A 16,465-nucleotide genomic window follows, 5' to 3' on the forward strand; every position below is an offset into this window, starting at 1 on the left:
GATTATACCGAGCGGCGACACCAAGGTGAAAACTTTCTGCCACCTCGCTGCCACCGCGTGGGTATGTAAAGTCGCGCGGCGCCGAGCTTATTTAAGGGGGAAGTTGAAAAGGTTTCGGGTCGGAAGACCGACCATGGGCAGCATTTTCGCGATTGTGCCATCCGCTCTCATTTCGTCAATTGCTCGCGAAACTGCCCAATTGAGATCGACATCACCCTTTCGCACCACGTAACGCGCGTATCCGAGCTGCACATCAGCAGGTATGGCGAGGTTGGAGAGTTCGATAGAGAGGGCGGGATTCTTGGCGATGTACGCCAGAATCTTCATGTCGTCATCAAGAATGGCATCAACGCGGCCAGCTGAGAGATCGGCCATAACGGCATCACTGGTGGTGTAAAGCTGTAAAGACCCTAAATCTTTCCTACCTTCCAGCATAGACTGATAGATGCTGCCCCGGTATACCCCGACGTTTTTGCCGGCAAGCGACGCCCAATCCGATATGCCAGGCGGGTTCCCCTTTTGGGTCGCGAAGGCGCCGCCGTAGAAATACGCAGGAGATGTGAATGAAACGACTTCAAGACGCTTCGGATTTTCGTGCAGATTGTCGCCGATAAGGTCGACGCGCTTCGAAACCAGCGCCGGGATAACGCTGTCGATAGGCATCAGCTCCCATTTGAGGTTTGTGATGCCAAGGCGGCGCGCGACTTCCTTAAGAATTTCAACATCCATACCGGCCGGTTGTTTTGTCTTCTCATCCTGATAGTTGAACGGGAAGTCCGAGCAGATTGCGATCGTAATGCCGTCCTTTACCGCGCGCTCGTAAGACCCGTCACCGCCGGTGAACTGGACTCCAGGAATGGTACCGCTCGCGCCGTACTCATCGACTCCCGCGAATGAATGGCTCGAAGTGATTGACAGCGCCGCGGTTGCTATCAGCATCAAGGTACGTGACGTGCTTGCAAAGCGTTTCATATTGTTCCCCTTGTGACAATTCGCCTCTGACGAAACCCCAAAGCCATGGGACGCGTCAGATCATCGGTTATAGTCGATTGTCGACGATAGTCAATCTGTGCCATACAGGAATTCCTCCTGGGATGAGGAGCGAACTTGAGCACGTTGAAGATCAGCGGAAAAGTGGTAAACCGCCGTAGTTGGCATTTGGAATTGGATCCGACGCTATGAAGTTGGCAAGAGTCAAAAAAGTCCCTGCAGACATGCAAGTCCTGCACACTCTGCGCGAAGCCATCATCGCCGGCGCAATCCCGCAGGGGGCAAGAATTACCGAGGACGAACTCTCAAAGGAGATGGACGTGTCTAGGTCTACAGTTCGCAGCGCTTTGCAACAGCTCTCGGTCGAAGGGCTGACAGTTCTGAAACGTTATGCTGGCTGGTCTGTGCAATCTCTGTCCGCTGAGGATGTATGGGAGCTGTACACGTTACGGTCTGCCTTAGAGCGACTCGCAGCTAGACTTGTCTCGGAAAACATCGATCAAACGAAATACGGCTACCTTGAAAAGGCCTTAGAAAACCTTGTCAACGCCTGTCAGCAAGAAGATTGGGTAAAAATTTCTGCGGAGGACTATCGCTTCCATAGGCAAATCGTGCTCATGGCAGGAAATCAAAGGCTCACCTCTCAGTATAATTTAATTGAGCCACAGATCAGGATGTATATTACGGCTTTGGATCCTTTGTTTGAGGAAGTTGAAATTGTGATAAGTCAACACACTGCAATAACTCGAGCTATCCTAAGTGGAGATGTGGAGGCAGCTGGTCGATTGTCAGAAGTTCACAATCTTGTCGACGGGCGCAAGCTCCAATCTCATTTGGAGCGTGGCAGCGGCATTACGATTGCGGCAGCGGATCGTCCCATGACGATTTAAGGTACTATGCTAAAGCTTGCAGACGGCAGGCCGAAGAGTGCGGGCCGCCTTGGCAAGATCGGCAGGCTCTGGCCGGCACCCACCGCGCCAGCGACCGACATGGGCGTCGCGGCAGCGACGGCATAAGTGGATTCGGATGAAGAGAGTAAGCACTATCGCCGGCCAGCGAGAACGAGCAGGCTGGCGATCCAAAGGGCAGGATATCTCCAGCCCATTGGGTCGTGGGCCGAAAAAGTCGCGGTCTTTGCCGGAACCCTGGAGATCGATGGATATGGCGGCTATTGCGTGCGCGCAGCCAAGCGCGGCTTCGTGCTCGCGTCCTGCTGGACACATGTGCGCTGGCGCTTCCAGGAACTCGCCACGGCCGGTCCCGCGCCGATCGCCAGCGAGGCGCTCCGGCGGGTTCCTGAATTCTACAGGACGACCCGCCGAGCAGCGCCGTGCCACTCGCCAGGACAAGAGCCGTCCGATCTTCGTCGATCTCGAGCCTGGCTTAGCGAAGAGCTCGAGCTGATCAGCCAGAAGACAAAGCTTGTAGCGTGACAATTTGGGAGAGGAGCACTCGACAATCTGGATGAGAATCTTAGTCGCGGCGGTAGTCATAATTGCGCCATTCATCGTCTCGCGTAAGGGGTTTGACAGTTTGATTGTCGCCGCGGGTCAATCAGGAGCGACGTTTGCTGCCGTTGCGTATGACGCGGAGCGTCCGGGGCCTCGTATTCGTTCGATGGCCTCGCGCCGCCGAGAGCTCTCGACATTCAACTCGAAGATGGTGGCGTAGTGGGCGAGGCGGTCGACGGCGCTGAGCGTTATGGCGAGATAGGGGAAACTTGCCCCATTCGCCGAAGGGCTGGTTTGCAGTGATGTGCGTGGACCGAACCATCTGCCGTGTCACCTGCAGATTACGATGTCACAGCACTGCGGACGGGCCATCGTCTGGAAAGGAGTTTGGTTGGCTTGTTACGCAGATTGGCCGCCTCAGGCCGTCCAAGCTTCAGCATACAGTCGACAGGTTGGACGAAGGAGCGCTGTGCCACAGTTTGGCCTGCTCGCGACACTGTGTGTGCGATCCCAGCGGCAGCATATCGAAGAGATTGCGAGCTCAGCGCGCCAGCCGGTCGGTCGACGAAAATCGACCGAAAGCCACAAATAATTTGACATTCAGTCACTACGTGGCTGATATATGTGGCATATGCCGCCCGATAGGCGGTCAACGGTAGCTCATTTTAGAAGGGTGTGGGTACTAGCTTGGCAAAAATAGGCGACGATCTGGCTGGAAAATCCGCAGTTGTGACTGGTGCCGCTACGGGCATAGGTTATGCAATATCACAGCTTCTGACCGAACATGGAGTGCGGGTGGCTGTAGCAGACATTGATCGCGACAAAGCTGAAGAGGCGGCGGCGCGGCTGGGCGCCGGTGCAATTGCTGTCGAAATGGATGTATCAAACCGGGAAAGCGTTAAGGTCGGTATGGCCAAAGTGGTTGCGGGCTTGGGTAGCTTTGATTTCGTGGTCGCCAATGCTGGTGTTTCTTCGATGAGTCGCGCAACAGATATCACTGATGATCAATGGAACAATTGCTTTGACGTCAATGCGCGAGGTGTTTTCCTAACAAATCAAGCAGCTTGTAGATATTTTATCGATAAGAAAATTGCAGGTGTCATATGCAATACCGCGTCCATCTGTTCCAAGCAAGGCTTTCCGCTATTGGCCCACTATTGCGCAAGCAAGTTTGCGATCTTGGGGTGGACTCAGTCACTGTCTCGCGAAATGGCCGAATACGGCATTCGAGTGAATGCCGTATGCCCTGGGTTCGTAAAAACCGCAATGCTTGACCGCGAAGTCGAGTGGGAAGCGCTTTTGCGCGGCAAGGCCGCGCGTGAGGTTTTGGACGAATACGTTGGACTTACGCCTTTAGGGCGGCTTGAACTACCCGATGATGTCGCTGGAATCGTTGCGTTTTTGCTGTCAGGCGCTTCCAGTTTTATTACCGGAGAAGCCGTAAACGTGAATGGCGGCGCGCTCACTAGTTAGTTTTGTTCTATACAATAGAGGTATGAAAATAATATCTGAGGGCGCCATAATGAAAGCGGACTTACTCTTCGATTGCAAACAAGAGCTTGCAGAAGGAATTATCTGGGATGCTAAGGAGCGCCGATTGCTCTGGGTTAACATTCATGAAGGTGAGATATGGCAGTCTAAGGATGGTGCGGCCCCGACCTGTGTGAAATTTGATGAAAAAGTGGGATCATTCTGTATTAGAACGGCTGGTGGCTTTGCTCTGGCAACTGCCAGTGGTTTTGCATTAATAGATGCGGGGTTCCAGAGCTTTAGAAGTGTGGCTTTGGTTGAGCGCGACCTTAGGAGCACAAGACTTAACGACGGTAGATGCGACAGGCAGGGGCGATTTGTCGCCGGGGGCATTTGTGACGCCGAAGGGCGGCCTGCCATAAGTGCTGTCTACAGGCTTGATCCTGACCTATCTGTAGAAAAAATTATCAGCAATGTGAGTATTGGAAACAGTATCTGCTTTAGCTTGGATGGGGCGACGATGTACTTTACTGACATGCCTACGGGTAATATAATGATGTTTGATTATGACGTTTCTACCGGAAAGGTGAGCAATGGTCGCGTATTCACCGATGGAGACGGGGAGCCAGGCCTTCCAGATGGGTCAGTTATCGATTCCGAAGGATTTTTGTGGAACGCCCGCTGGGGGGGGGCTCGCGTGTCCAGGTTTAACAAGGAGGGGCGTGTTGACCGTCATGTGGATGTCCCGGTCAGCCAGGTTAGTTGCGTGGGGTTCGGCGGGGACACTTACAACGATATGTTTATTACGACTGCTTGGTATCAAATGACTCCTGAGCAGAGGGCCGCAGAGCCTCTAAGCGGCGGTATTTTCAAAACAAAGGTTGATGTTCCTGGAGTGGCAGAAGTTCGCTTCGGCGGATAATTTGTAAGCTCATCAGTTGCGCGCGCTGGGTGCGCGTTCTTTCCACGACTACACTATCGGGTGAGAGCGTAGTGAGGATCGCGGAAGGTGCGTAAGGTCGTATCGCGCGACCTGGATCCGGGCCTACCAAAAAGGAAAACCTCCTCGACTTTTCCCGATCGGGCAAGTCAACCGACAAGGGGCTCGTCAACCGTTTCGACCGTTTCGAAAGGTCGACCGTCTCCCTCGATCAACCACCTTAAGCAAAACGTGCCGGTGAAAATGCATTCAACCATTCCGGCACTTCGCCGTTTAGAAGGCCGGCGACAACCTGTCCTGTGACGGCAGCCATTGTCATGCCGACGTGTTGATGGCCAAAAGCGTAAACGACTCGTGGCTCGATTGGTGAGCGACCAATCACCGGAAGATAATCAGGTAGGGTAGGCCTCATACCGAGCCATGAACTGGTAACCGGGTCCGTTACGCCCATACGACCTCTAAATTGACGTTCAATATAAGCGGCACGGTTGATATTGAACGGCGCCTTCAAAGAACTGAGTTCGATCGTTCCTGCGGCTCTGATTTTGTTGCCTGGGCGAGGCGTCATGTAGAAACCGCTCTCGACCAAGCAGGTGGGGCGACTCAGCAATTGCGACGATAGAGAGAACTCTAGATGGTATCCTCTTTCTGCAATTAAGGGAATTCTGTCTCCCACTTGCCGGGCCAGAAGAGCCGACCAAGCGCCTGCCGCAATCACCACATTTCGAGATCGCCATTCAGTGCCATCGTCGCATAGCACTCTCATATTTTTCCGATCCGAAATTATCTTCGCCCCTGAACTAGCGTGTACTCTCCCCTCATTCACAAGTGGCTCGGCAAGAGCCTGGACGAAGGCCTGCGGATCTGAAAGATGGCGGGATCTGGGAAAGAAAATACCGCCGGCACTCCTGCCGGCCATCGCAGGCTCCAGCTCGGCCATTTGATCGGAATTGATTAATTCCTGGCTTATGCCGAGGCGCCAGCGCAGTTCTATATCAGAATGAGCCGCCGCCAGACCAGCTTTGGTGGCGTAAGAATAGATGCAACCCATCTCAGTTATCATAGCTCTGGCGTTCGGGTTGCTCCGTAGAAGCGCGTCATAGCTAGACATGGCGTTGGCGGCCATCAATGCAAGGGCCTGAGAATTGCGGATGTAATGCCATTCCGTGCACTGCGCTAGAAAGCGCATAAGCCAGGGGCTCAACGCAGGCAAGCAGCCCCACTTGAGTGTAAAGGGAGAATTACGTGAGAGGAGCAGCCTCGGTATTTTCGAAATAATCGATGGCTGCGCTACTGGCGTTACAGCATACTCAGCGAGCGTGCAGGCATTGCCGAAAGATGCGCCTGATCCGATAGCTTCTCCGTCAAGAATAACCACGTCGCATCCCTGAGCGCGTAGCCAAAGAGCGCAAGCCACGCCGACTGCACCTGCGCCGACGACGATCAGGTCGACATCACGAACGTTGTATTGCCCATCCACTTTGGTTCACACCAGTAAGAAGCTTCCGCCCGCCTGAAAACCGAAGCGGGCACATTACAGCCAAATATTGACCGCATATGCGTCTCAGGCAAGCCCTATCTGCTTCTATTTCGTGCAAATTTTTTGGCATTTCTGCCCGTTTACAAAAAAAGCAGTTGCGGCGCATCGCCATTCAGTCATATCGTCAGCGCCTATCGTGAATGATTGGAGGGTAAATCCGATGGGCTCAAAAGAACTTGAAATTCTAAAGCGCGATGCCGAGACCCTTCATCGACTTGGCTATGCCCAGGAGCTTTCGAGGCGCATGTCAGGTTTTGGCAGCTTTGCAATGAGCTTCATGATAATTGGGATATTCTGGGCGTGTTCCGTAAGCTTCCAGCAGGGCTTCAGTACGTCAGGGATGTTCGGTATTATTGGGATGTTTATTGTCGGCGCAGCCATCGCATATGTGACTTCCGCGTCCTTGGGCGAGATCGGTTCAGCAGTCCCCACAGCTGGCGGCCTCTACCACTGGGCGACTATCTATGGTGGACGTGGTTGGGGCTGGGCCACAGCTTGGATCAATCTTCTAGCGTATACGTTCGCTGTCGCTGGAACCGCCGTGTCCGCCTACCTCCTGTTTCAACAGATGATCCTCGGCGGAATGTTTAACATCGATACCTCAGGTTGGGGGTACTGGCAGCAGGCCATTGGCGTCACCATGATTGTTGGAAGCCAAGCGCTGCTTAATCATCTAGGTGTTCGAATGCTCTCGCGGATCGGCGAAATCGGCGCCTATCTGACGTTTGCAGCATCATTCGCACTCGTTGGAATAATGTTTTACAACATCCATCCAGCCAATTTTTCCCAACTGCTCGTTTTCACGAACAACACAGGAGATGCGGGCGGAGGCGTGGTTCCGTTGACGTCAAATCCACTAGTCGCTCTTGGTTACGCCATGCTTTTGCCTATGTGGATTATAACATCCTATGACGCATCGGCTCATACATCTGAGGAAACTGTGGACGCAGCGCGCGCGGTTCCAAAGGCTATGGTTAGCTCCGTCTTGCTCTCCGCCGGCGTTGGACTTCTGATGCTGACATCATTCGCATTGGCTATGGCGGATCCGTCAGCGGTCGCTAAGCAAGGAAGCAACGCCTTTGCCTTTCTTTTTGGACAGATAGAGGCTCCGTCCGTCGTCAAGAGCTATATCTCGATCACCATGGTTTTGGCTGCATACATTTGCGGAGCATGTGCGTTGACTGGTTATTCACGCGCAACATTCGCTTTCTCTCGTGATGGAGGGCTCCCTAAGCAATTTCGTCGCGTGTCAAAGCGGTTTCGCACGCCCGCCTACGCAATCTGGGCCTGCGCTGTTGTGAGTATTGCAGTAACTCTGTATTCGTCCGCATTCGCTGCTCTGGTCGGCGGAATTGCGCTTTTTTATCAACTTTGTTACGGTATGACCATCGCGGCCGCATTGTTCGCGAGGAACCGGTCATATGGCCCATACCGTCTTGGGATACTGTCCAAGCCCTTTGCAGTGATAGCAATCATCGGCGGCGTGGCCGTCATTTACATTGGACTGCAGCCTCCAACAGATATATTGATCAATTACTTTATCGGAATCATCGGTGCACTGGTGGTTTTGTGGTTTGCCTTTGAGCGCAAACGATTTCCCGGGCCGCCTGTCGATGCGCAATCCATTGCGGAGCGGCAAGAGGATATCCGTATTCTTGAGAAGAAGTCAGCCTAAAGAGCATCTCGGTACCCGGGACCGATGAAAAGCATATAGCGCAGAAGAAAATTCAAAGACTCATGAAGAGCTACTGTCTCCTTGCGTTCGCAAAAGGAAATGGCAATGTACGACTATATCGTTATTGGCTCGGGTTCATCCGGAAGCGCAGTTGCGGGGCGGCTCTCAGAGACCTCAGCCAATACTGTGCTGGTGCTGGAGGCGGGCGGCTCAGATAAAAGACTGCCCATTCTAATGCCCGCAGCCACATATCTTAAAGCGATAGGAAACCCAAAGTACGATTGGCGGTACAAGGCAGCGGCGGATCCGACACGAAACGGCCGAAAGGACTACATGCCACGGGGTAAAGTGTTAGGTGGCAGTAGTTCAATCAACGGCATGTGCTACGTTCGTGGTCAGCGGGAAGATTTCGACGATTGGGCTGCTCAAGGTTGCTCCGGATGGTCATTCGACGATATCATACCATATTACAAAAAATCGGAACGAAACGAGAATGGCTCGAGTGCGTTTCATGGTGGAAGTGGGCCGCTTTCCGTTTCCAATATTCGTGACAAGCACCCAATGTCGGACGCGTTTTTGACAGCTGCTGGCAATGCAGGCTTTCGGGTCACAGATGATATCAATGTTCCGCCACAAGACGGCATCGGCTACATACAAGCCACCCAAAAAAACGGATGGCGTTGTAGCGCGTCTAGAGCTTATCTATGGCCAGCGACGCGTAGAGGTAACATTGACATCATAACTCATGCGCATGTATCGAAAATTGTGTTTGACGGGCGACGCGCTAACGGCGTCGAATACATGAGAGATGGCCTTAGACACGTTGTGGAAGCAAGACATGGTATAATAGTGAGTGCGGGCGCTATCGCATCTCCACAATTGCTCATGTTGTCTGGGATCGGACCCGCGGATCACCTCAAGAAATTTGGTATAGATGTGATTTTAGACGCACCCGGCGTCGGCCAGAATTTTCACGACCATCCTGGAGCAAGCATCAGTGTAGAGGTTACCGCAAAAACATATAACATGATGAATTCGCTATGGCAGCATCTTTACCTCGGATGCCGGTGGCTGCTCACAGGGAGCGGTCCTGGTTCAACTCCAGACGCTCATGTTATCGGCTTTGCGCGATCGAACGATAAAATTAGACGAAGCGATATACAATTTCACTTTACACCCGCTGGCTACGACTTAGCGGAGAGCGGACCGGTCCTTTTGGATAGACCAGCTGTAACCGCGTATGCAAACGTGCAACGGCCTTTCTCAAGAGGTGCCATTAGTTTGCGGTCCGGTAACTACTTAGATCAACCGATAATACAGCCGAACTTATTTGGTGATCGACGCGATCTGAAGATTTTGATTACTGGGCTGAAGAAACTAAGAGCTATATTTGAGGCGCAGCCAATTTCTCGCTTCGTAGTGAATGAGCTCGCGCCCGGAAACAATGTGAACAACGACAATGAGTGGGAAGCCTACGCCCGCGAGTCTGCTATGGGAATTTACCATCCTGCAGGGACCTGTAAAATGGGAGTTGGAGATCTTGCAGTTGTTGATCCTAGTCTGCGGGTAAAAGGCGTAGAAAACCTATTTGTCGCCGATGCTTCGATTATGCCGAACATTGTCAGCGGAAATCTGAATGCTACATGTATGGTCATTGGGGAAAAGTGCGCGGATATGATAAAAGCCAGAGGCAGATATTCTGAACCGACATTCGATCATGGTCGTCGACGCACTTCGGTAACGAAGACGTGATCCTGTTAGCAGAAACGGTGTGAAACCAAGCTTGGCTTCTTGGTTGGCCTCTTAGGGGCACCTACGGTGCCAAGACATGGCCATGTAAGCCAATCAGAAACGGAATTTCGACTGCCCCTCGTCAAGCACCGCCTTTCTGATGGCTTTTACACGCTTCAAGCTCCGGTATTCCGCCGGAGAGCCAGTTAAGCAACGCTCTCAAACGCGTAGCGAGCACCCAAACGCCATTGCGTCCGATAGCAGTCGCTTAACGATTGATTTGACATGATTTCAATGCGTTACGATCTTGCCAAACTACCCATCCGGAGGGCCTTGTCGCAAATTCTTCAGGTTAACTCGATGTTGACCATGGGGAGAGAAGTTGCCGCTCCTGATATTGCGGAGCGAGCCGATGATTTTGAATACCATTGCCGAAAAGCTGAAGCGCCAGTCGAAGGATGATTTCAAGGGCAGGCATTTCGAGGCCTGGCTGATTGTACAGGCGGTTGCCTGGTACTTGCGCTACCCGCTCAGCTATCGTGACTTGGAAGAGATGTTTCGCGAGCGGGGCTTCGAGGTCGATCATAGCACGATCAACCGCTGGGTATTGGCTTATGCACCTGTCATCGAGAAACGGCTGCGGCAGTTTCGTCGACCCCATTGCGGCTCGGTCCGGATTGATGAGACCTATGTCAAGATCCGCGGCAAATGGCGCTATCTGTACCGAGCCATCGATAAGCATGGCAATCCGGTGGATTTCCTGCTGACCGCTAAGCGCGATCTCGACGCTGCCAAGCGGTTCTTCCGAAAGATGCTTAAAGATGAACCCTTGTTGTCGCCGAACAGGATTGGGACGGACGGGGCCAACACCTTCCCGTCAACGATCAAAACGTCGGTTGATGATGGGCTTCTCCATCCCGATCCCGTGCATTATGTGACCAAACATCTCCAGCAGGGGATTGAGAGCGACCATTTCCGGGTGAAGAAGAACATGCCGAAGATCGGCGGTTTCCAATCCTTTAACACGGCGCGGCGAACCATCGCGGGTTTCGAGGCGATGCTGTGGCTGCGGAAGGGCTTTGGCTTTTCAGGCGGCTGGACCGTCAATGACCAGAATGATTTGCTTGCGCGCCTCTTCGGACTGCAAAAGGTTAACAAAGCATGAAAATACCGGCCTTGGCTGGGTGATAGCTGCCTCCAGAAGTGTTTGCGACACGCCCGTTGGAACCCCATGCCGATCTTCGCCGGGAACTGCTCAAGCGCGGCATACAGGCCGCCGCCGATGATCCCCGTCCGGGCATTCCAGATGAAGAGGTGATTGAGCGCTTGCGCGAGGAGCTCAAGGGGCCGCGTCCCGAACCGGCCAGATGGGGAAAGGCGGTCTCGGCGCTGATGCACCTGGGCATCGTCACTGGCGGCCCTTCGGCGCTCTACGGCGCGATTTGGGAGCGCCTATGCCTTCTCAAGTTGACAGAATTGAAATCTTCCTTGATATCAATTTAGATATCATTACACATCGCAATTTTGATTGCTCTCAAGATAGATTGCTATCTAGCTTTCATTCAGAAAGCGTTCATGATTGCATGATAAAAAAACTCCTAAGTTTCCGAGGAGCATTCCAATGCCCGTGATATGCGCAGCCAACCCGAAAGGCGGAGCTGGAAAATCGACAACCATTCTTTCAGTTGCCTCCACCCTTGCCCAGCAAGGGGGGTCCGTTGTCATCATCGACGCGGATCCAAATAAGCCGATCACGGATTGGCGATCTGGAGAAAGTAAGCTTCCGATCAAGGTTATCAGCGATGCTACGGAAGCGAATATTCGAGACTTGATCAATACCGCGGCTGCGGAAGCGCAGTTTGTGTTCGTAGATCTTGAAGGAACGGCCAGCCGGCTTGCATCAAGGGCAATCATTCGGGCGGACCTCACACTTATCCCACTTGGAGGAAGCGCCCTGGATGCGAAACAAGCTGCGCGCGCTGTGGGTCTGGTTCGGGAAAGTGAAGAGGACATCGGGCGGCGATTAAATTTCACTCTTGCGTTCAACAGAACCAGCCCACCTCCATTCACCCGCCGGATTGAGCGAGAAATCTCGGTCCAGATGCGCTCGAACGAGCTTCCGGTGTTGAACACCCATCTCTACAGGCGTGAGGCCTATAACGCGATGTTTATGGAGCGCCTGAGTCTATTCGAACTAGACCCGCTGAAGGTGAATGGCCTTGATGCTGCCGTTGAGAACGCGATCCAGCTCACGGCAGAAATCCTGGAACTATTGCGATCAAGTTCGACGGAGAGGGCGGCCTGATGACAAACGATCTCGGATTTGGGAAAACCAATAAGCTGGATTTATCGGGCTTTGCTCCTCGCCAGGAGGAGAAGGTCAATACAATGCAAGAACAGGAGGCAGCCGATCGTGCAGCTGACCGGGCCGGCTTCCAAAGCCGAGAACCGGTCCAACGCATAAAGCGCGTGAGAAAGGCCAGCGAGCCATTGGATCAAGCATTTGTTCGGGCCCCGATCGACGTCATCAACCGCTTCAAGCAATATTGCAATGAAACGGGCTTTTCCTACGGCGAGGCACTAGACGAGCTTATGCGGAAATCCGGAGTCTAGCTTTCGGGCGGCCATTGCTGCGCGCCATGCAGAACACGGATCAACTCAACGTTCTCGGACACCATATACACGACGATATAAGGCGTTCCTGACACCACCAGCTCCCGTGTTTCCGGTATTCGCCCCGCACGGCCCGAACGGGGAAAGTCTCGCAATCGCTCGACCTGCCGTTCAATATCATTCCACATGTCGAGCGCTGCCGAAGAATTGTCCAAGGCAATATGGTCAACGATCCTGTCGAGGTCGATAGAATAGGAATCACGCCGGATAATCCGCATGTATCAACGATCCAGCGTGCCAATAATACGCTGGAGATATGCTCGCTTCAACTGCGCCTTTCCCGCCCATTCCTCTTCGGAAATTGAACGGTTCGAGCCATCCTCGATACCATTGAGCGCCTTTTGCACTTGGCCACGGAACCATGCATCGTGTTCGCCGGCCTCGTGTAACTGGCGCTGACGTTCCGCCGTATCGGGCCGTTTGCGTTCCACGGCGGCCGGATCATGTTCGGTCATGTCGATTTCGAACCTGGCAAGTCCGAGCTCGTCGCTAACATAAGCGGCGGCCGTGTTCAGATTCCGCCAGATGCGCATGCGGCGGGACCGTTGGGCAGCCACAGCTCTTTCATTCGCCCCGTATTTGACGAGAACGGCAAAGCCTCCTGGCTGGCCAATGACGACAGCACCATTGAGGGCGTGGGCGATAGCGAGATTTTTGACGGTTTTGCCATCAATCGTGTCCGGCTGCATGCCAACCTTTCTGATAAGAAATACGCGTTTATCCAATAGTTGCACAAGACCTCCAATCTCGCAACGGCTTTGCTTCTTTTCTTTTTCAAAAGCCATTGGACGCTTACCGCAAGTGGAGTCAGTGCGGTTTAAGGCTCAGAGAGTGCCGCGCCGACCCGCGTTTTATGCGGGTCGGAATCGTCGCAAGGCTGCTCAGGCAGCCCGAACGGCGACGTCCGGCTATTTTTCTCTATCTTTAATAGAACTAGATGGGGATTCAGTCTGTCTGGCGGACTCACGTAGTTTCATCGAACGCGCGAGCTTGGCCAATGCCTGCCCAAGCGGATTATCGCCAACTTCGAACAAGGCCAATTCGTCCCTGGGGAGGCTCGCCCGGTGCGCCGCCATCTCGGCCATGCGCTCGGCCTCGGCTTGTGCGTAATCATCGGGTGGAGGAGGGGCTTCGCCCCAACGGCCAAGGAACTGCAGGGCACGTTGTGGCAGGGACAGGCGGTAGGCATTACTGGTCTGCTGCACCTGGGGGCCGCGTCCCTCGTTGCCGGTCGGCACATAGCGCCGGAGCCAATCGAGGAAGCCATGCGCCCGCAACGCCTTCAACGCCCGCACGATCGCGTCACGCGAGCGCCTGAGATGGCGCATGAGGGTTTCAATTGAGGGATCGAGTTGCCCGGTGCGGAAGTTCACCATATTGGCGAGCAGCTCGACCAGCTCGATCGCCACGCCTCCAAGAGGTCCATTGCGGCTACCAGGCTGTTTGTTCGCCAGTTCATAGCGTCGTGCCGCCAGCACGATTTGGCGGACCTGCTTCCGATCTGTGCGCCGCCAGAATACACCCTCGCATCGTCCAGCGGCGCGGCTATGCTTTCGAACGGGCGTGCGTTCCCGTTCGGCCGGCGCTCCATCGAGCACCGCCCCTAAAGATTCAAACATGGTCTTTTCGTCCTCCGTCCATGGAGGGCATGTCCTGTGGAAAGCGGGACATAGCTTCGCTGTTTCCCGCAAGACTCACTCTTGCAGGACAGGCTTTGCTCGACTATGTTGGGATCAATTCAGGGAGATGCCCAACACGGTCGTTTCCGAAATCCGAAAACCCCTTGCCGCGGCTAACGGCTAGGGGTTTTTCATTTTATGCCCTCGCGCTTCTTCTCGAAATAAAACCTCAAGGCTTGCTCTATGATGGGCGTGCGTCCTCGCACCCCCTCTGATTCCTTTGTCTGATCGATCAGCTCGATCAGTTCGTGAGGAAGATCCGTGTTCACATAGACACGTCCAGCAGCCCGCAATCGCTCTCTATGAGCGGAAACTCTGTCGCGGATCGCTGTTTTCTCCACATGACTCATCGTTACAGGAAACGGATATTTGCCCGATTCTGCAACCCCTTATGTTAAGACGCTGAAATATCGTGCTTTTACCCGTCACATCGCAGATATGGCGAGGGCAATTCCCTCCGACTCACACATTGACCGGTCGCGATACTATTGACGGCAAGATCCAGCGCGCAGCGCGCAGCGCCAGCGCAGTCGGACGGGACACCGAGGCCGAGCTGATCTTGCGCCTTCAGAGCGACAAAGGTTGGCTTCGGCATGAGATCTTCGTCTATCGGTCGGAATGACCGGCTGCCCTCGACCCACACATCGCGCGAATGAAGCCGGTCCCGTAAATGAGCGAACGTGGCGATTTCATAAAGCCGCCGATCCGGCTTGCCATCCTCGAAGATCAGTTTCTTTTCGTTCGCACCCAAATGGCCGACCGGCACGCGATCCGGCAGGACACGACGCCCTTCCATATAAAGTATTTTCAGGATCGCGACCGCCGCAAGCAGCGGATCGTGCCGGCGGTGCGAGCGGAATGTGAATGCCTGAAGGAAGGCCCCCGCGAACTTGCGGATGTTCCCATATTGCTCGGTCGCCAGCACCAGCGGTGACATGTCGCCGTTCTCCACCATGGCTTCAAGGCTGGGTTTGATCTGCAGCAGCCGATGCCAGCCCACGCGCCTGTCCAGTATCATCATGGGATCGACATCATTGTCGTTCGCTGCCTGCAAGGCAACGATCGTGTCGAGGAACAGTCGCAGCGCCTTGGATGTTTCGATGCGGGCGTTCATGTGACGCTGCTTTTTTCGGTTGTTGGCCTGGGAGAATAGCCGGCCCATCAGCTTGATGAACATCATTACCGCATCATCGGTGAGCTTCTGGCCGAGCTTGATCACCTGGGCCACGATTGTCGCACGGCGACGGCTGGCGTTGAAGTCGCTGGCGAGCCAAGCCGGTGTGGCATCACCTTCGCGGATCATCTGCTCCCATCGTCCGGAGGGGATACGGGCCTGCAAACGAGGATCGATCCCAAGCGAGCGCAGGAACGCGATCCGTTCCGTCAAGCCGACCAAATTGCCCGCTCCAGGGGCGTCGGGAGCGGAGCGCAGCCAATGAAAGCGCGTCTGTCCGATCGCCGGATCAACGTTCAGCAGTGCATCGAGGTTTTCAAGCTTTTCCGGATCGAGATCGGAGATCAGCGCGTGCTCTGCGCGGCGGCGAGCAACAGCGCGCGCTGCCAACCCCATGCGTTCGATCATGTTCACCGCCGGCAGGAGAACCCGGCGCTCCCGGAACGTGGCGATGATTGCCTTTGCAATCACCGCCCCCTTATCTGTTGTTGAGGCTGCCTCGATGGCTGCCATCAGCGCCGCACGACGGGCATCGGCTGTCGGGTTTCTCATTTCCAGATAGCCGAGCAGGTGTGCGATATGATCGCGGCGAGTTTCCTCACGCCGGGCGTAGAGATCAAATAGTCTGGGATCAGCGTCGATCTGCTCGGCGACATAATTGAGCATCGCGCCCGGAGGGGTCTCGTTCGGCATGAGCGACCGGCCAGGATAGCGCATCAGGCAGAGCTGCACGGCAAAGCCGAGCTGGTTGTGCTTGCGCCTGCGAAGCTCGATTTCCAGCCGATCTGCCGGCGACAGCGAATAATGGCGGATCAGGCTGTCTTCGTCGGCTGGTATGTCGAAAAGCTCCTGACGATCCTGCACTTTAGAAGCGTCCGTTTGGCCATCTTTTACTCCCGCAACTCTGTACCGCTGGCCCAAGCCTCTGTTCGGAAACGGACGATTCCGTACAGGGGCAAAAAAGCCTGTCCACAAACTATCTTGACAGGGTTTCGAACAGGAAAGATATTCCGGACAGCCTATTCGGACAAAATTGACCCCTATGCCACGCACCTTCGCCTATGTGGCCCGGTCGGCCCGAAGCTGCGATTTTGGCCAAGTTGAAGAACGTTGTGGGAACGCGGCGACCGTTGTTGACGGCG

Annotated in this window: 16 protein-coding genes and 2 pseudogenes; 10 read left to right on the forward strand and 8 right to left on the reverse strand. The window is 54.3% G+C overall.

Features of this window, described 5'->3' with window-relative positions; genetic code table 11:
• Nucleotides 1–87 precede the first annotated feature (87 nt).
• A complete protein-coding gene (locus AC07SZ_RS35170; RefSeq protein ID WP_494917840.1) occupies nt 88–972 on the reverse strand; it encodes a substrate-binding periplasmic protein in 885 nt (294 codons plus the stop codon).
• A 206-nt stretch (nt 973–1,178) separates the two neighbouring features.
• Between AC07SZ_RS35170 and AC07SZ_RS35175 the strand changes: the two genes are divergently transcribed.
• Nucleotides 1,179–1,880 carry a GntR family transcriptional regulator gene (locus AC07SZ_RS35175; protein ID WP_494917841.1) on the forward strand — a complete coding sequence of 234 codons (702 nt, stop codon included), beginning with the start codon at nt 1,179–1,181 and terminating at the stop codon, nt 1,878–1,880.
• Between the two features lie 126 nt (nt 1,881–2,006).
• Nucleotides 2,007–2,423 carry an IS66 family transposase gene (locus AC07SZ_RS35180; RefSeq protein WP_494917842.1) on the forward strand — a complete coding sequence of 139 codons (417 nt, stop codon included), beginning with the start codon at nt 2,007–2,009 and terminating at the stop codon, nt 2,421–2,423.
• 117 nt (nt 2,424–2,540) lie between these two features.
• Here the strand turns inward: AC07SZ_RS35180 and AC07SZ_RS35185 are convergent.
• A pseudogene (locus tag AC07SZ_RS35185) lies at nt 2,541–2,757 on the reverse strand (ATP-binding protein); the annotation flags it as partial.
• Between the two features lie 371 nt (nt 2,758–3,128).
• Here AC07SZ_RS35185 and AC07SZ_RS35190 point away from each other — a divergent pair.
• On the forward strand, nt 3,129–3,914 hold the full coding sequence (locus tag AC07SZ_RS35190; RefSeq protein ID WP_494917843.1) for an SDR family NAD(P)-dependent oxidoreductase: 786 nt from the start codon (nt 3,129–3,131) through the stop codon (nt 3,912–3,914).
• A gap of 22 nt (nt 3,915–3,936) precedes the next feature.
• Nucleotides 3,937–4,833 (forward strand): SMP-30/gluconolactonase/LRE family protein, encoded by an 897-nt coding sequence (locus AC07SZ_RS35195; protein WP_494917845.1) that lies wholly within the window; start codon nt 3,937–3,939, stop codon nt 4,831–4,833.
• A 238-nt stretch (nt 4,834–5,071) separates the two neighbouring features.
• Here the strand turns inward: AC07SZ_RS35195 and AC07SZ_RS35200 are convergent, their stop codons facing one another.
• The gene (locus AC07SZ_RS35200) at nt 5,072–6,331 is read right to left on the reverse strand and encodes an NAD(P)/FAD-dependent oxidoreductase (RefSeq protein ID WP_494917846.1); all 1,260 of its coding nucleotides are present in this window, start codon (nt 6,329–6,331) and stop codon (nt 5,072–5,074) included.
• A gap of 220 nt (nt 6,332–6,551) precedes the next feature.
• Here AC07SZ_RS35200 and AC07SZ_RS35205 point away from each other — a divergent pair, with 220 nt between their 5' ends.
• The 6 genes from AC07SZ_RS35205 (at nt 6,552) to AC07SZ_RS35230 (ending at nt 12,410) form a co-directional block, all read left to right on the forward strand.
• Nucleotides 6,552–8,066 (forward strand): APC family permease, encoded by a 1,515-nt coding sequence (locus AC07SZ_RS35205; RefSeq protein ID WP_494917847.1) that lies wholly within the window; start codon nt 6,552–6,554, stop codon nt 8,064–8,066.
• Nucleotides 8,067–8,171: 105 nt separating this feature from the next.
• Nucleotides 8,172–9,818 carry a GMC family oxidoreductase gene (locus tag AC07SZ_RS35210; RefSeq protein WP_494917848.1) on the forward strand — a complete coding sequence of 549 codons (1,647 nt, stop codon included), beginning with the start codon at nt 8,172–8,174 and terminating at the stop codon, nt 9,816–9,818.
• A 391-nt stretch (nt 9,819–10,209) separates the two neighbouring features.
• Complete coding sequence (locus tag AC07SZ_RS35215; protein ID WP_000602738.1) at nt 10,210–10,962, forward strand: IS6 family transposase; 753 nt, start codon at nt 10,210–10,212, stop codon at nt 10,960–10,962.
• Between the two features lie 56 nt (nt 10,963–11,018).
• Nucleotides 11,019–11,300, forward strand: a complete 282-nt coding sequence (locus tag AC07SZ_RS35220) for a hypothetical protein (protein ID WP_494917850.1) — start codon at nt 11,019–11,021, stop codon at nt 11,298–11,300.
• Between the two features lie 118 nt (nt 11,301–11,418).
• Nucleotides 11,419–12,102 carry a division plane positioning ATPase MipZ gene (locus AC07SZ_RS35225; protein ID WP_459912375.1) on the forward strand — a complete coding sequence of 228 codons (684 nt, stop codon included), beginning with the start codon at nt 11,419–11,421 and terminating at the stop codon, nt 12,100–12,102.
• Entirely contained in the window at nt 12,102–12,410 is a 309-nt protein-coding gene (locus AC07SZ_RS35230) for a hypothetical protein (protein WP_494917851.1), read from the forward strand. Before AC07SZ_RS35225 ends, AC07SZ_RS35230 begins: the two co-directional genes overlap by 1 nt.
• Here AC07SZ_RS35230 and AC07SZ_RS35235 read toward each other — a convergent pair.
• The 5 genes and pseudogenes from AC07SZ_RS35235 to AC07SZ_RS35255 form a co-directional block, all read right to left on the reverse strand.
• Nucleotides 12,407–12,688, reverse strand: coding sequence for a type II toxin-antitoxin system RelE/ParE family toxin (locus AC07SZ_RS35235; RefSeq protein ID WP_459912379.1), 282 nt, complete (start codon nt 12,686–12,688; stop codon nt 12,407–12,409). The two genes, AC07SZ_RS35230 and AC07SZ_RS35235, sit on opposite strands and share 4 nt — an antisense overlap.
• A 3-nt stretch (nt 12,689–12,691) precedes the next feature.
• Entirely contained in the window at nt 12,692–13,255 is a 564-nt protein-coding gene (locus AC07SZ_RS35240) for an RNA-binding protein (RefSeq protein WP_459912380.1), read from the reverse strand.
• Nucleotides 13,256–13,378: 123 nt separating this feature from the next.
• Nucleotides 13,379–14,089, reverse strand: a complete 711-nt coding sequence (locus AC07SZ_RS35245) for a helix-turn-helix domain-containing protein (RefSeq protein ID WP_494917853.1) — start codon at nt 14,087–14,089, stop codon at nt 13,379–13,381.
• Nucleotides 14,090–14,280: 191 nt separating this feature from the next.
• Nucleotides 14,281–14,490 carry a ribbon-helix-helix protein, CopG family gene (locus tag AC07SZ_RS35250; protein ID WP_459912384.1) on the reverse strand — a complete coding sequence of 70 codons (210 nt, stop codon included), beginning with the start codon at nt 14,488–14,490 and terminating at the stop codon, nt 14,281–14,283.
• A 182-nt stretch (nt 14,491–14,672) separates the two neighbouring features.
• A pseudogene (locus AC07SZ_RS35255) lies at nt 14,673–16,210 on the reverse strand (DUF4158 domain-containing protein); the annotation flags it as partial.
• Between the last annotated feature and the right edge of the window lie 255 nt (nt 16,211–16,465).

Source organism: Mesorhizobium sp. GW821-FHT07A06 (genome assembly GCF_059419085.1).

Coding starts and splice junctions, on each gene's coding strand:
- AC07SZ_RS35170 (WP_494917840.1), bottom strand. CDS start 972: ATGAAACGCTTTGCAAGCACGTCACGTACCTTGATGCTGATAGCAACC.
- AC07SZ_RS35175 (WP_494917841.1), top strand. CDS start 1,179: ATGAAGTTGGCAAGAGTCAAAAAAGTCCCTGCAGACATGCAAGTCCTG.
- AC07SZ_RS35195 (WP_494917845.1), top strand. CDS start 3,937: ATGAAAATAATATCTGAGGGCGCCATAATGAAAGCGGACTTACTCTTC.
- AC07SZ_RS35205 (WP_494917847.1), top strand. CDS start 6,552: ATGGGCTCAAAAGAACTTGAAATTCTAAAGCGCGATGCCGAGACCCTT.
- AC07SZ_RS35210 (WP_494917848.1), top strand. CDS start 8,172: ATGTACGACTATATCGTTATTGGCTCGGGTTCATCCGGAAGCGCAGTT.
- AC07SZ_RS35215 (WP_000602738.1), top strand. CDS start 10,210: ATGATTTTGAATACCATTGCCGAAAAGCTGAAGCGCCAGTCGAAGGAT.
- AC07SZ_RS35225 (WP_459912375.1), top strand. CDS start 11,419: ATGCCCGTGATATGCGCAGCCAACCCGAAAGGCGGAGCTGGAAAATCG.
- AC07SZ_RS35230 (WP_494917851.1), top strand. CDS start 12,102: ATGACAAACGATCTCGGATTTGGGAAAACCAATAAGCTGGATTTATCG.
- AC07SZ_RS35235 (WP_459912379.1), bottom strand. CDS start 12,688: ATGCGGATTATCCGGCGTGATTCCTATTCTATCGACCTCGACAGGATC.
- AC07SZ_RS35240 (WP_459912380.1), bottom strand. CDS start 13,255: ATGGCTTTTGAAAAAGAAAAGAAGCAAAGCCGTTGCGAGATTGGAGGT.
- AC07SZ_RS35245 (WP_494917853.1), bottom strand. CDS start 14,089: ATGTTTGAATCTTTAGGGGCGGTGCTCGATGGAGCGCCGGCCGAACGG.